Raw genomic sequence first — 15588 nt, 5'->3', positions numbered from 1 at the left:
GTAATCTTGAATAAATTTATGGATAACAAGATCATATTGACCATTGGCCGTCAATTTGGCAGCGGTGGACGAGAAGTAGGGCAGAAGTTGGCGAAAGCGCTGGGCATCGCTTATTATGATAAGGAACTGATGGCGATAGCAGCGAAAGAGAGCGGCTTGAGTGAGGAGTTTTTTGAGAAAGCGGACGAACGGGCTTCCAGCGGACTGTCATATGCATTTACGATGGGATATTCCTATATGGGAATGTTTACACCTTACAACGATATCTTATCGAACGACGGATTATTCAAGTTTCAGAGTGACGCTATCCGCAAGTTGGCGGCTGAGCAGTCGTGTGTCTTGGTAGGACGTTGTGCAGACTATATCCTGCGTGACGATCCCGACTGCCTGAGTTTCTTTATTCATACCACTCCCGAACATCGTATCCAGCGTATTATAGAAAGACAAGATGTAACTGTCGAGCAGGCAAAAGAACTGATGATGAAAACCGACAAATCGCGTGCCGCTTACTATAATTATTACACCAATAAAGAGTGGGGAGTCGCTTCTTCCTATAATTTCTCTATCGATGTATCTGTATTGGGTGTAGACGAAACAGTAGGGTTTATCAAAGACTTTGTTGAACGGAAAATGAATAAGCGGCCGCCACATTTCGGATAATTTATTATCTTTGCTGCGACTTATCATAGGGGTGCCTTAATATACAGGCTGAGATTATACCCATAGAACCTGCCCGGGTAATGCCGTGAAGGGAGAATCGGTAGAATTGCTAAATAAAGGAGAGCTTTACCTCTATGTGCTCTCTGATGTTTAAACACTAATTATTTAATGTAATGGAACAGATCGTTTCAACAGGAATTATTGACTCTTATTTTGCAAAACTGAAGAGCAACTTATCAATTGATGTGGCTATCGTAGGTGGTGGCCCTTCCGGTATCGTAGCAGCTTATTATCTGGCTAAAGCCGGTAAGAAAGTGGCTCTTTTCGACCGTAAACTGGCTCCCGGCGGAGGTATGTGGGGCGGTGCTATGATGTTTAATGATATTGTCGTACAGGAAGAAGCTATGCCGATCGTAAAGGAACTGGGTGTTTCTTATCATGATGCAGGCAACGGTACTTATATAATGGATTCAGTTCATACTACTTCTGCATTGATCTATCAGGCAACAAAAGCCGGTGCTACTATCTTTAACTGTTATTCGGTGGAAGACGTAGTATTCCATAACGATGCCGTAGCCGGTGTTGTAGTGAACTGGGCTCCGGTAATCCGCGAAGGTATGCATGTGGACCCGCTGACTATTATGGCTAAAGCTGTATTGGAAGGTACAGGACATGACTGCGAAGTAGCCCGTACAGTTGCCCGCAAGAACGATATCCGACTGAATACCCCGACAGGCGGTGTGATCGGTGAACGTTCATTGAATGTGGAACTGGGTGAACAGACTACCGTTGAAAACACAAAAGAGATCTATCCGGGATTATTTGTTTCCGGTATGGCTGCCAACGGAGTTAGCGGAAGTTTCCGTATGGGACCGATCTTCGGCGGTATGCTGATGAGCGGAAAGAAAGCCGCAGAACTTATCTGTGAAAAGCTGGATAAGTAAGATCAGATAATGATATCATATGAAAAGGACGGAAATCTATAGAAGATAACCGTCCTTTTTCAATTATAGTAACATAAAAACTCATGCCTTTTTACATATTCTCTACAATCTCCCGTTGTTTTTTGAAGAACTGTATCCGTTGCATTTCGCCGCTTTCGGATATCATCGTGGAGAATTTACGTAAGGACTGAATCCATTCCTTCATATTTTTGCACATCTCTTTATCCCTCGAAGTGATCGAGTTGATTGAAAAAATCCGGATCAGACTTAATTGCAAGTTCGATGTTTCCACATAGCTGTATGTGGCTTCAAAATTGATGTTGGATATATATATATGTATATCCTTTCCCGAATCAAATTTCCCTCTGGAAGCGATTGTTTCCAGATCGTCTAATAGTTGCAGGAGTTCCTCCTGTAGTTTGGTGACTTCTTCTTCTGTAATTAAATGAACACTGGCGAAATACTTTATGTCGTTCACCAGATAATGAAACATCATGCTATCCCATATATAATGCGTAGTCTGTATATATGAGCTCGCTTCTACGAATGCCTTTTGGGCGCGTTTGAGATCGTCTGGTATGTTCAGTTCTGAAAAGTTCTTTACACAATTTACCTTTTCATTCTGGTACATCCATTTGAATAGCCGGAACCTGGACAAATTATCGTATTTCAGGTAATAAGTCTGGGGGATCATATTTGAAGCCGTACTAAGTTCCGAGGTCGGATCATCCCGTAAGGATTCAAATAATTCAACGTAGTGGTCAAGAATCGCGTAATACGTTTTGATAGGATCTGAATAATGTAAAAGATTCAGGTCGAACATTGCGTTATTGGTATAGCTTATACCCACGATCTGATCCAGGGAAACTCCCAATTTCTTTGAAATTATAGAAGCTTCATTGAGGGTGAAAGGGACTTCGCCGCGTAATCTTCTGTATACGGCTTCTTTTCCTATATAAAGAATATCCATCAGGGTATTCGCCAAGTTGACCCCATCCGGAATTTTATCTTTCATTACCTCGATCAGATTTGTATTTAATACATCTGTATTCATTCCAATTCTCCCTTTTAAATAATATATATGTTCAATTATTAAACAATAAACAATGCGTATTGTTTCGGAAAACGCAACAATAGACGTTAAAGTGTCTCCATGTTACTTATTTTCGAAAAAGACGAGTCGGTAAATACTTGAATGAGAAATAGACGCGTCTCAAAATACCTTATTTGCGAAATAGAACTCCCGTATTTGCTTCGTAAATTCGCATATCTCAATTAAGAGAGACGGCAATGATGGTTTGAACGAATAGTTATTGCAGTTTAATATTAATACTAAGTGATGTTAATTGAAATAGCATTAGAATGGATGAACTTTATTTTATTTTAGTCTTAGATTTTTTGTTTATAAATTATTGACCTAACCAAACATTTGCTTGTATAATCAGAATGAGTAGACCACTAATGCTAATACCATGAACAACTGTCCGGCTGGGAGGTGACTCTCGGCCGGTCTTTTTTTTCTATATATCTGCTGTTTGCCTTTGAGTTGCAAAATAAACTTTTTACTTTTGCAACATAAATCATGAGAGCGAAGAAACATATAATCCGTTACATAATGTTGGTGGCAAGTATCATCATGCTGCTTTCGGTTGTGGTGCCACATCACCACCACAGTAACGGTATGCCTTGTTTCAAATCGTTGACTGAACATAACCATAAAAGCTCGTCTTCTCACGATTGCGGATGCAACGGGCATAATCTGGCCCTTTTTACATCTCTTTTGTCGCATGTGACAAATGCAGATGTAAGTCACTTACTTTTCCCTTTGCAAGTTTTATTTGATTATATTAACCCTCCTGTTCCGTTGCTGTACGGACAAACGTTCGATCGTGAACGAGCCTTTTATATTGAGTCTCTGCACGATACCTGGATCACGTGCTCCGGCGGACTGCGTGCCCCTCCTGTGTTATAATTGTTTCTGATAGGAGCGAACCTTATTCGCATTCCGGTGTTTTAAGCAAGACGCCGAACTATTTTATTTGCATTTATAACATATTATAATACAATGAGAAAGATATATTTATTGTGGGTTTTATGTGCCTACATATTCGCAAGCTGTGGCGGCGGAGCTGCTAAGCCTGAAGAGCATAACCATGATCATGAAGCACATGAACATGAAGAAGGACACGATCACGAACATGAAGGTCATGATCACGAACACGAGGGAGACGAGCATGAAGGCCATGATCATGGAAATGAAGCTGCAGCAGGTGCACACTCCAACGAAATCATTTTTAAAGAAGAATTGGCGAAAGCTGTCGGGCTGCAGACAAAAGTGATGGAACCGGCTTCTTTTACGGATGTTATAAAAACCAGTGGAAGCGTACTGGCAGCACAGGGGGATGAAACAACGGTGGTTGCAACTGTTCCCGGTATTGTGACATTCGGTCGTTTATCATTTGTTGACGGTACTCCGGTAAAGAAAGGGCAGGCGATCCTGAGCCTGGCTTCCAGCTCCCTGTCGGAAGGGAATGTAGCTGCCCGTGCCAAATATGCATACGAAACAGCCAGGAAAGAATATGAGCGTATGCAGCAGTTGGTAGGAGATAAGATTGTTTCGGCTAAAGATTTTGAACAGGCTCGTTTGAATTATGAAAACGCAAAGGCTGCTTATGATGCTGTTGCCGGTAAGCAGACAGAGAATGGCGTGTCGGTGGTATCTCCGATGAACGGATATTTGAAGAATCTTCAGGTAAAAGAAGGGGACTATGTGACAGTGGGGCAACCGCTGGCAACTATCTCTCAGAATAGCCGTTTGGTGCTTCGTGCCGAGGTTTCGGAAAAGTATTATCAATATCTTCCGGCTGTTCAGTCTGCTAATTTCCGTACTCCTTATGATGAGCAGGTATATAAGCTTTCCGAGCTTCACGGACGGTTGCTTTCGTATGGAAAAGCGTCGGATGCCAATTCATTCTATATTCCTGTTACTTTTGAGTTTGATAATAAAGGAGCCGTTATTCCCGGTTCTTTCGTCGAGATTTATCTGCTTGCTACTCCGATGCAGGAGGTGTTGAGCGTCCCTGTTTCCTCCCTGATAGAAGAACAAGGAATTTATTCTGTATTTATCCGTCTCGATGAAGAAGGTTATAAAAAGCAGGAAGTAAAACTGGGAGCGAATAATGGTTCTGAAGTACAGATATTATCCGGCTTGAAACCGGGTGACGTGGTCGTAACACAAGGCGCTTATCAGATTAAACTCGCCTCTGCTTCTAATGCTATTCCGGCTCATACTCACAATCATTAATGGGAGGAGCAGAATATGTTGAATAAGATAATATATTACTCGCTGCATAACAGATTGGTTGTCCTGATCTGTGCGTTGCTGCTGATGATAGCGGGAACTTATACGGCCTTTCATACGGATGTAGACGTGTTCCCCGACCTGAATGCTCCGACCGTGGTTATCATGACCGAAGCAAACGGGATGGCTCCTGAAGAGGTGGAACGTCTGGTTACTTTCCCGGTCGAAACGGCTGTAAACGGAGCGATGGATGTACGCCGTGTACGTTCTTCTTCTACCACCGGATTTTCGGTTGTATGGGTGGAGTTCGACTGGGGAACGGATATTTACCGTGCCCGTCAGATCGTTTCCGAGAAACTGGCGGTTGTAAGTGAAAGTCTTCCCGAAAATGTAGGGAAACCGACATTGGGGCCTCAATCATCTATCCTGGGGGAAATGATGATTATCGGATTGACGACTAAGGATAATGGAAATGACCCCGTCGGTACCACCCAAATGGACCTGCGCACAATTGCCGACTGGACGATCCGTCCGCGTTTATTATCTACCGGAGGTGTGGCACAGGTAGCCGTAATTGGGGGAGATATCAAAGAATATCAGATCTTACTCGATCCTGCCCGCATGAAACATTATGGAGTAGGGTTGAATGAGGTGCTGACGGTTTGCCGTAACATGAACCGTAATGCAAACGGTGGTGTCTTGTACGAATACGACAATGAGTATATCATTCGTGGTATCCTTTCTACTCCGAAAGCGGAAGAACTGGCAAAAGGTGTGATCAAGACAGTGGACGGTTTTCCTGTTCTGCTGGAGAATGTGGCTACAGTGAAAGTAGGAAGCAAAAGCCCTAAATTGGGTACGGCATCCGAACGGGGTAAACATGCTGTCCTTATCACGGTTACCAAACAGCCGAATACCAGTACGATCGACCTGACAAATAAACTGGATGAAATTGTGGCTGACCTTCAAAAGAGTTTGCCTGCCGATGTAAATATATCTACCGATATTTTCCGTCAGAGCCGTTTCATCGACAGTTCTATTAACAATGTAAAGAACAGTTTGTTTGAAGGAAGTATCTTCGTTGTGATTGTGCTCTTCCTTTTCCTGATGAATATCCGCACAACGGTGATCTCATTGGTGGCGTTGCCTTTGTCATTGCTGGTCTCTATCCTGGTTTTGCATTATATGGGGCTGACCATTAATACGATGTCGCTGGGAGGTATGGCGATTGCTATCGGATCGTTGGTGGATGATGCCATTGTCGATGTCGAGAATGTATATAAGCGGATACGTGAAAACCGGATGTTGCCTCCCGACGACAGGCGTTCTATCCTGGATGTTGTATATGATGCTTCCCGCGAAGTGCGTATGCCGATCCTGAACTCGACGTTGATCATTGTGGTGAGTTTTGTGCCTTTATTTTTCCTTCATGGGATGGAAGGGCGTATGCTGGTTCCGCTGGGAATTGCATTTATTGTCGCTTTGTTCGCTTCTACAGTTGTGGCACTTACTTTGACACCGGTTTTGTGTAGTTATTTGCTGAACCGTAAAGCAACTGATAAGAAAATAGATAAAGAATCGTGGGTTGCCAATAAGCTGAAAAAGGTGTATGGCGCTGCATTGAAGGTGGCTTTGGCACATAAATCGATCGTGTTGGGTTGTACGATAGGATTGTTTGTCGTATCGTTAGGAATATTTTTTACGTTGGGACGGAGTTTCCTTCCTCCTTTCAATGAAGGATCTTTCACTATCAATGTAAGTTCCTTACCTGGTATTTCATTGGATGAGTCTGATAAGATGGGACACCGTGCGGAAGAATTGCTGATGCAGGTTCCGGAGATACAGACTGTGGCTCGTAAGACAGGACGTGCCGAACTGGATGAACATGCCCTGGGTGTAAACGTATCGGAAATAGAAGCTCCGTTCGTCTTGAAAGATCGCAGTAGGGAAACAGTTATGAACGATGTACGCAAGAAGCTGTCAACCATCAGCGGAGCCAATATCGAAATCGGGCAGCCTATTTCCCATCGTATCGATGCGATGCTTTCGGGAACGGAGGCCAATATTGCGATCAAACTGTTCGGAACTGATTTGAATCGTTTGTTTACGATCGGTAATGATATCAAAAACTCTATCCAGAGTATTCCGGGCTTGGTCGATTTGAAGGTGGAGCAACAGATCGAACGTCCGCAGCTGACCATTACTCCCAAACGGGAACTGATGGCAAAATATGGAATACCTCTGCCGGAGTTTGAAGAGTATATTAATGTCATGTTAGGAGGTGAAGTAGTCAGTCAGGTATATGATGATGGAAAGACATTCGACCTGACTGTAAAGACTTCCGACGAAAGCCGTGCAACTATGGAGGATATCCGTAATCTGATGATCGATGCCGGAGGGAAGAAGATACCGTTGAGTTATATTGCCGAAGTCCGTTCCGTAACGGGTCCGAATACGATTAACCGCGAGAATGTACAACGTAAGCTGGTCATCAGTGCAAACGTATCCGAACGTGACCTGCGCAGTGTCGTAAATGATATCCAAAACAAGATCGGGAATTCTATCCAGTTGCCCGAAGGCTATCATATCGAATACGGCGGACAGTTTGAAAGCGAACAGGCAGCCAGCCGGACTTTGTTATTGACATCTTTGATGTCTTTACTGGTAATCTTCCTGTTGCTTTATAATGAATTCAAGAATGCGAAGGAGAGCGGTGTGATTCTGTTGAACCTACCGTTAGCGCTGATCGGTGGCGTGCTGATCTTATGGATGACATCCGGCGAGATCAGTATTCCGGCTATTATCGGTTTTATCTCCCTGTTCGGTATTGCTACCCGAAACGGTATGTTGCTGATCAGCCACTATGCTCAGTTGCGCAGTGAAGGTTTTTCTGTATATGATGCAGTGATACACGGTTCGCTGGATCGTTTGAATCCGATCCTGATGACAGCCTTGAGTTCTGCGCTGGCTTTGATCCCGTTGGCATTGAACGGAGATCTGCCGGGTAACGAAATACAAAGCCCGATGGCCACTGTGATCCTGGGAGGGTTGCTGACGTCTACCTTCCTGAACGGATTTATTATTCCTATTGTCTATCTTTTAATGAATAAGGAGAAATGAAACAATTCATAGTAATCACTCTGTTGGCTTCGACCGTACTTTCTGCGAGCGGACAACATTCTATAGATGGGGTCCTGAGTAGTATCGAAGCCAACAATAAAGAATTGCAGGCGAATAAGCAGCTTACAGCTTCCAAGAAACTGGAGGTAAAGCTGGATAATAACCTGGCCGACCCGTCGGTATCGTATGTACATCAATATGGAAACCGTGAGGGGATGGGGATGCAGGGAGAGTTGGTCGCTTCCCAATCATTCGACTTCCCGACCGTGTATGCTCAGCGGAGTAAGTTGATTAAGTCGCAGGCTGCCGGCTTCGATCGTCAGGGGGCCGAATTCCGTCAGCAGATTTTGCTGCAGGCTAAAGAAGTCTGTCTGGATCTGGTTTTACTGAATCAGCAAAAAGCATTGTTGGACCAGCGGCGGGAAAACGCGGAACAGTTAGCCGCTTTGTATGCTACCCGGTTGGAATCGGGTGATGCCAATATTCTGGAGACAAACAAGATCAATCTGGAATTGTTGAATGCAAAGACGGAAGCCCGTATGAATGAATCTGCCCGTATCGCTAAATTGCAGGAGTTGGCAACATTGAACGGCGGGATCGCTATTGAGTTTAACGATACGACGTATGCTCCGGTTGAAGACATTCTCTCTTTTGAAGAACTCTGTCAGGAAGCTGTCACTTCCAATCCGCAGTTATTGACATTGAAAAGTGAACAGGTGACAGCTCGTCGCCAGATAAGTGTCAATAAGTCGAAAGGCTTGCCGGGTTTTGAGTTGGGCTATCGTCTGAATACAGCTTCCGGTGGCGAACGCTTTAACGGTTTCCTGGTGGGAGTCAGCATCCCTTTGTTCTCTAACAGGAACAATGTTAAGCAGGCAAAGGCACAGGCTCTTTACACAGACTTACAGTTGGAGAGTACAACGACCGCTATTGAAAGCGAATTGCACCAGTTGTATAACCAGTCAGTTGCTTTGCGAACTTCGATGGATGAATACAATACGGTACTGAAGAGCCAGAATAGCTTGGCTTTGCTGAACAAGGCAATCCAGACCGGACAGATTAGCATGATCGAATATTTTGTCGATATAACGACTTTGTATCAGAGTATGCAGAATTATATGCAATTACAGAATGAATATCAGAAGGTGATGTCACAACTTTATAAATATAAGTTGTAGTCTTCCTTTAGTGTTAAATAAAAAAGGAGCTGTGTCGCAAAGCCACGATACAACTCCTTTTGGGAAAAAGAAGTACTGTCCGCAATTGTTTTTATTCTAGTTTCAGCTGCATGATTTTCTTTTTCTCTATTTTTGTCCCTTAAACAAGTAACGATTAAAATACAATAGTATGAATACAAAAAAGTTAGCTTTGTTGGGCGTGACTGGTTTGATGACGGCTTGCCAACCATCGAGCCAATACAACGTGAGCGGGCAATTGGAGGGGATTAGTACGGATACGATTCTGGTCATGTCGCGCACCTTCGATAGAAATAGTGAACCAGTACGCGATACGGTCGCATTGGAGAACGGGAAGTTTGAAATGAACATCGAATCCAATGAACTTAAGATGGTCTACATCACGGAGAAGCCTTCGCTTAAACCTAACCCGGACGGGTCGATTCCTGCCGCGTCGATGAAGTCGGCCAATTTTATGTTGCTGCCGGGTCACGTGGTAACGATCAACGGCTCGCTGGATAAATATACAGTCAAAGGCAACGAATTTTATGCGGAGATAGAGAAGGTTAAACAAGTACTCGCACCTGTGGAGCAGAAGCTCGAGGCTGCTTGGGCAAAAAGAAGGGAGATGAGAAATAGAGGGGTGAGTTCTGACTCTTTACAGATGGCATATAAAGCAATAAACGACTATGAGAGCGAAAAGCAAGAGTTTATTCTTGATTATGTCAAGCAAAATCCCGATAAAGAGGCTTCGCTTTATTTTCTTATGTGGGTAAATCCGGAGGCTGAAAGGTATGCAGAGGTGTTTGATCTGCTGTCCAAATCGGTGAAAAGCGGCATTATGGCTCCTCTCTACAAAAATATGCATGACGACCTGGAGAAGGTGAAGGAAATAGCCGAAGCGGAGAAAAAGGTGGCAGAAGGCAACGACGCACCTGATTTTACGCTGAAAAATCTGGAAGGCAAAGAAGTGGCCTTATCCTCTTTGCGCGGAAAATATGTCGTCCTCGACTTTTGGGGAAGCTGGTGCGGCTGGTGTATCAAAGGTATACCGGATATGAAAAAGGCCTATGCCAAATATAAAGGGAAAATGGAAATCCTGGGTATCGATTGTAACGATACTGAAGAAAAATGGAAAGAGGCGGTAAAGAAACATGAACTTCCCTGGTTCAATGTGCGTAATGCGGGCGATCCGGATGTGACAGCCCTGTATGCCGTGAGGGGGTATCCTACTAAATTGGTAATTAGTCCGGTGGGAAAGATCCTAAAGAAAATTGTGGGTGAAGATCCTGCGTTCTATGAATATTTGGATAAGACAATAAAATAAAAGTCAAACATGAAGGTGGCTTTCTGTGTCGCATTCTTTAATGCAGACTTTTGCCACGCCTCCTTTTTATTTATAAAATGATTGTAGTAACTTTTTTTTAACAGTAGTATTTTCTATTGTGAGAATAAGTTTTTATTTTTACAAAGTGTTGTTTTACTGGTATGCCTTGCTGGATAAATATTAGAATACCTTGATATATATAGTATTAATTATCAATTAAAAGAGACCATGAAAGATTTAAAAATGTACATCGATGGGCAGTTCATCGAGAATCGATCCGGAAAGTGGATCAATGTGTTGAATCCTTCTACAGAAGAAGTTACCTCCCGTATGCCTGACGGGACAGTAGAAGATGTCCGTACAGCCATCGATGCCGCAGAGAAAGCACAAGGTGCATGGGAGCGCCTGACTTCCATAGAACGCGCACAGTATCTTACTAAAATAGCACAGGGAATTCGTAACAGGGAAAAAGAACTGACTGACATTATTGTACGTGAAGGTGGTAAGACCCAGGGATTAGCTAATGTCGAAGTTAACTTTACTGCTGATTATATCGATTATATGGCCGGTTGGGCACGCCGTTATGAAGGAGAGATCATTCCCAGTGACCGTCCTCATGAAACTATCTTTGTCTTTAAGAAACCTATCGGAGTGACAACAGGTATATTACCGTGGAACTTCCCGTTCTTCCTGGTTGCTCGTAAGGCTGCTCCGGCTATGTTGACGGGAAATACGATTGTGTTGAAACCAAGTCAGTTGACTCCGGAGAATGCTTATGTCTTTGCCCAGATCGTGGATGAAGTGGGAGTGCCTAAAGGTGTATTCAATATCGTAAACGGTCGCGGATCGGTTGTCGGGCACGAGATGGCTGCTAATCCGAAAGTCGGTATGGTCAGCCTGACAGGAAGTGTATCAGCAGGTGTACAGACCATGGAAGCAGCTTCAGCCAATGTGACAAAAGTGTCGTTGGAATTGGGAGGAAAGGCTCCGGCTATCGTTATGCCGGATGCGGATCTGGATCTGACTGTGAAGTCGATCATTGCTTCCCGTGTTATCAATACCGGACAGGTATGTAACTGTTGTGAACGTGTTTATGTACATTCTAGTATTAAAAATGCCTTTATTGAAAAGTTACTGGATGGCTTTGGCAAGGTGAAAGTGGGTAACCCCAGTGAGATCACAGACCTGGATATGGGACCGCTGATCGATGCCGGTGCCTTGAAATCAGTGGAAGAAAAAGTAGAGAAAGCTGTTAAGCAAGGTGCAACCCTGGCTTATGGCGGCAAACGTATCGGAACCCAGGGATATTTCTTTGAACCGACGCTTTTGACTAATTGTACACAGAAGATGGATATTATCCAGGAAGAAACATTCGGTCCCGTTCTCCCGATTGTAGAATTTACAGAAGTGGAAGATGCTATTGCCTGGGCGAATGACTGTGAGTACGGACTGACCTCTTCGGTCTATACACAGAATCTGGATATGGCCTTTAAACTGATGCGTTCCTTGAAGTTCGGTGAAACTTATATCAATCGTGAGAACTTTGAGGCAATGCAGGGATTCCATGCCGGTTGGCGTAAATCGGGTATTGGTGGTGCTGACGGTAAGCATGGTTTGGAAGAATATCTTCAGACTCATGTTGTTTATCTGGAGACACAGGGTTAATGTAAATCCGGTACGATTAAACAGAATATATAGAAAGGAGATTCCTGGTAGTCAAAGATTATCAGGAATTTTTTTGATAAATATCCCGGATTGTATTTCCGATAATATATTTATCTTTATTCCGGAATATGGAAAAATGAATAATGATGAGAAACGCTACAATCTTATGTTACAGCCTGATAGCATTAGGCGCCTTTACTATTAACGCACAGGAAACGAATAGTCTGGGAATGCAATTTGCCCGGATTCCGGCAGGGTCTTTCCATATGGGAAGCCACGGACAGGGAGAGGACTACGATGAAGCCCCGATCCATCCGGTAACGATCACAAAACCTTTCCTGATGGGAACAACTGAAGTGACAAACGCCCAGTACGAACAATTCGATCCTTCCCATAAAGAATTACGGGGAAAATGCGGTCTTTCAAAAGAAGACGACGAAGCCGTGATCTTCGTCAATTACCGGGAAGCGGAAGCCTTCTGTAAATGGCTTTCGGAAAAGGAAGGAAAAACATATCGCCTGCCGACTGAAGCCGAATGGGAATATGCCTGTCGTGCCGGTTCCTACTGGAACTTTTGGATGGATGACGGACTACATGCTGTTTATCATAAAAATCAGCAGAATGTTTGGGGAACTGATTCGACTATCAATCTAAAGGTCGGTAAAACACCGGCCAATCCTTTTGGCCTATACGATATGCACGGAAATGTAGAGGAATGGTGCTGCGACTGGTACGGACCTTACGAGGCTTTTCCGCAGACAGACCCTGTGGGGCGTGCTGACGGATTATATAAAGTAACACGTGGTGGAAGCCATAGTACGCCGGAACGATTTCTGCGCTCCGCCAACCGTCTGGCAATGATTCCGGAAGATAAACATTGGTTGACCGGATTCCGGGTTGTCCAGGCTGATATGCCGCAAACCCGGCCTCTGCCTGCTATCGAACCTGCTTCGCAGGAAAATATTTCCCAACAAAAATATAATTGGGGAACTCCGTTGAAAACCCCGTTCTTTGCTGAGCCTCTCGTTTATGTAAAAACTCCGGACTGTTCTTCGGGTGTCCCGTTTTATAAGCATAACCATTGTCCGGCTGTCAGTTGGTGTGATAACGGCGATTTATTGGCAATCTGGTTCACTTGTGACGAGGAGTCGGGTAGGGAAATGGTTATTTTGGAAAGCCGTCTGAAACAAGGTACTGCTGAATGGAGCGAACCGCGTGAATTCTTTAGAGTCCCCGACCGGAATGTGACAGGCTCGTCTCTCCTGAATAATGATGGGACACTGATTCATATGAATGGAGTGGAGGCTGCCGGGACCTGGGAAACACTGGCTATGGTGATACGTACCAGTAAAGATAACGGAGCCACCTGGAGTCGCCCCCATCTTGTTGCCCCGGAACATGCCCGTCGCCATCAGGTAATAGCAGGCTCTTCTAAAACGAAAGAGGGCTGGCTGATACAAGCCGCTGATGCAACGCCCCGGAGTAATGGAGGAACTGCCTTGCATCTCAGTAAAGATAACGGTCTGACCTGGGAAGATATGGGAAAGACCAATCCCGGAACTTTCGAAGCCGGTGCTTCGGGGGGAACCATTGCCGGAATTCATGCTGGTGTAGTACAACTGTCAGACGGCCGTCTTATGGCTTTGGGGCGTGGTGACGGCATTGTCGATAAAGACGGTCTGGAACGTATGCCCATGAGCCTGTCGGAAGATAATGGTCGAACCTGGACTTATAGTGCTTCGGAGTTTCCTCCGATCGACGGCGGTCAGCGTCTGGTATTGATGCGATTGAAGGAAGGCCCTCTTTTACTGGTCTCTTTTACGAACCATCCTTTCCGCCTGAAGAACGGATTGAACGGAATGACCTTTAAAGATAAAAACGGACGGGAATATACAGGGTATGGAATGTATGCTGCCCTTTCTTTTGACGAAGGAAAAACATGGCCCGTAAAAAAGTTACTGACAGACGGTAAAAGTCGTTTCATGGATGGAGGCGCCTGGACAGGTTTCTTCGATATGGATCAGACGCATGCCGAACCTCGCGGTTATCTGGCAGCGACACAGACACCGAATCAGATTATCCATCTGTTGAGTAGCCGGAATCATTATCGGTTTAACCTGCAATGGCTGGTCGAAAATACAGACTTTCAAGGGAAAATAAAGTGATCTCTTCGGTTTTGCCTAAACAGGTTATCAGTCAGGGGCTTGCAGTTTCCTAAATTTTTTTAATAAGGAAACTGTAGTTTCCTGCGCGGGGAACTGTGATTTCCTCGGCAGGGAACTGACGTTTCCCAGGCAAGAAACTCCAGTTTCCTAACGAGGAAATTATCAGGACACCGGATGCCCGGTTAGAAAAGATTTGCTTCGTTGTTCAATCCGGCAAGTGCTTTACGATAATCGGCAACAAGTTCTGCCATCACTTCACTAACTGTCTGTTCTTTTCTGAATAAGGCAGCAACCTGTCCGATTTCCAGTTCTCCTTCTTCCAGATTACCTTCGAACATACCTTTTTTGGCTCTTCCTTTGCCTAGTAAAGCGCGCATATCTTCTGCTGATGCACCCTGTGCTTCGGCTTCTTCCACTGCTGTTTTGAAATCACCTTTTGCGAGCCGGGTGGGAGCCAGTTTTTTGAGGAGTAACTTTGTATCGCCTTCGTTGAGGCTGAAGCAGAGTTGTTTGAATTTCTCGTGAGCGGAACTTTCGGTTGTCAGGGCAAAACGCGTTCCGATCTGTACGCCTTCCGCACCGAGGGCGAAAGTGGCAAGCATTGCGTCACCGGTTCCTATTCCTCCGGCGGCCATCAGTGGGAGCGAGGTAGCACGGCGTACGGCAGGAATCAGGCAGAGTGTTGTCGTCTCTTCACGTCCGTTATGACCTCCGGCTTCAAAACCTTCGGCAACGACAGCATCGACACCGGCCTCTTCGCATTTTACGGCAAATACGGAACTACTTACCACATGCACGACGGTGATACCATGCTCTTTCAGAAAAGGTGTCCATTTCTTCGGACTTCCGGCAGACGTAAAGACTATTTTTACTCCTTCTTCCACGATCAGTTGCATCAGTGTATCTATTTCCGGATACAACAACGGAACATTAACACCGAAAGGCTTGTCGGTTGCCGCTTTGCATTTCCGGATATGTTCGCGTAATACTTCGGGATGCATAGAGCCGGCTCCCAATAATCCCAGTCCTCCGGCGTTACTTACAGCCGAAGCAAGCCGCCATCCGCTGCACCAAACCATTCCGCCTTGTATAATAGGATATTTGATGCCAAACAATTCACATATTCTATTCATGGTTATTCTAATTATAATGTTAAAAGAACAAAGAAAGATAAAACTTCCCTATCTTTGTGCATCCTATCGTATAATTAATGTAGACATAAATTAATTCT

11 protein-coding genes and 1 riboswitch are annotated in these 15588 nt (G+C 44.6%); of the genes, 9 read left to right on the top strand and 2 right to left on the bottom strand.

Features of this window, described 5'->3' with window-relative positions; all coding sequences use genetic code 11:
* The first annotated feature begins 18 nt into the window (after positions 1 to 18).
* On the top strand, positions 19 to 660 hold the full coding sequence (locus DWW23_RS01430; RefSeq protein ID WP_122351505.1) for an AAA family ATPase: 642 nt from the start codon (positions 19 to 21) through the stop codon (positions 658 to 660).
* A 17-nt stretch (positions 661 to 677) separates the two neighbouring features.
* Positions 678 to 773: riboswitch (TPP riboswitch) on the top strand.
* A gap of 60 nt (positions 774 to 833) precedes the next feature.
* Positions 834 to 1604 carry a sulfide-dependent adenosine diphosphate thiazole synthase gene (locus tag DWW23_RS01425; RefSeq protein ID WP_122351504.1) on the top strand — a complete coding sequence of 257 codons (771 nt, stop codon included), beginning with the start codon at positions 834 to 836 and terminating at the stop codon, positions 1602 to 1604.
* Positions 1605 to 1695: 91 nt separating this feature from the next.
* On the opposite strand, the gene DWW23_RS01420 is transcribed toward DWW23_RS01425, so the two are convergent.
* A complete protein-coding gene (locus DWW23_RS01420) occupies positions 1696 to 2658 on the bottom strand; it encodes a hypothetical protein (RefSeq protein ID WP_122351503.1) in 963 nt (320 codons plus the stop codon).
* A 528-nt stretch (positions 2659 to 3186) separates the two neighbouring features.
* Between DWW23_RS01420 and DWW23_RS01415 the strand changes: the two genes are divergently transcribed.
* The 7 genes from DWW23_RS01415 (at position 3187) to DWW23_RS01385 (ending at position 14357) form a co-directional block, all read left to right on the top strand.
* Positions 3187 to 3576, top strand: a complete 390-nt coding sequence (locus DWW23_RS01415; RefSeq protein WP_187576548.1) for a DUF6769 family protein — start codon at positions 3187 to 3189, stop codon at positions 3574 to 3576.
* Positions 3577 to 3669: 93 nt separating this feature from the next.
* Positions 3670 to 4908: an efflux RND transporter periplasmic adaptor subunit gene (locus tag DWW23_RS01410; protein WP_122351502.1), complete on the top strand. Its 1239-nt coding sequence runs from the start codon at positions 3670 to 3672 to the stop codon at positions 4906 to 4908.
* Between the two features lie 15 nt (positions 4909 to 4923).
* On the top strand, positions 4924 to 8025 hold the full coding sequence (locus DWW23_RS01405) for an efflux RND transporter permease subunit (protein WP_122351501.1): 3102 nt from the start codon (positions 4924 to 4926) through the stop codon (positions 8023 to 8025).
* Positions 8022 to 9203 carry a TolC family protein gene (locus DWW23_RS01400; RefSeq protein WP_122351500.1) on the top strand — a complete coding sequence of 394 codons (1182 nt, stop codon included), beginning with the start codon at positions 8022 to 8024 and terminating at the stop codon, positions 9201 to 9203. The genes DWW23_RS01405 and DWW23_RS01400 overlap by 4 nt, the downstream gene beginning before the upstream one ends.
* A gap of 169 nt (positions 9204 to 9372) precedes the next feature.
* A complete protein-coding gene (locus DWW23_RS01395; protein WP_122351499.1) occupies positions 9373 to 10527 on the top strand; it encodes a TlpA disulfide reductase family protein in 1155 nt (384 codons plus the stop codon).
* Between the two features lie 228 nt (positions 10528 to 10755).
* Positions 10756 to 12192 (top strand): aldehyde dehydrogenase, encoded by a 1437-nt coding sequence (aldA, locus tag DWW23_RS01390; RefSeq protein WP_122351498.1) that lies wholly within the window; start codon positions 10756 to 10758, stop codon positions 12190 to 12192.
* 146 nt (positions 12193 to 12338) lie between these two features.
* Positions 12339 to 14357 (top strand): SUMF1/EgtB/PvdO family nonheme iron enzyme, encoded by a 2019-nt coding sequence (locus tag DWW23_RS01385; protein ID WP_122351666.1) that lies wholly within the window; start codon positions 12339 to 12341, stop codon positions 14355 to 14357.
* 182 nt (positions 14358 to 14539) lie between these two features.
* On the opposite strand, the gene DWW23_RS01380 is transcribed toward DWW23_RS01385, so the two are convergent.
* Positions 14540 to 15490, bottom strand: a complete 951-nt coding sequence (locus DWW23_RS01380; protein ID WP_122351497.1) for a nitronate monooxygenase family protein — start codon at positions 15488 to 15490, stop codon at positions 14540 to 14542.
* Positions 15491 to 15588 lie beyond the last annotated feature (98 nt).

It is taken from the genome of Parabacteroides sp. AF14-59, from assembly GCF_003479515.1.
In the GTDB taxonomy this organism is placed as follows: Bacteria; Bacteroidota; Bacteroidia; order Bacteroidales; family Tannerellaceae; genus Parabacteroides; species Parabacteroides faecis.
The sequence above is the reverse complement of the archived record's forward strand: the minus strand, read 5'-3'. Positions and strand labels throughout refer to the sequence as shown.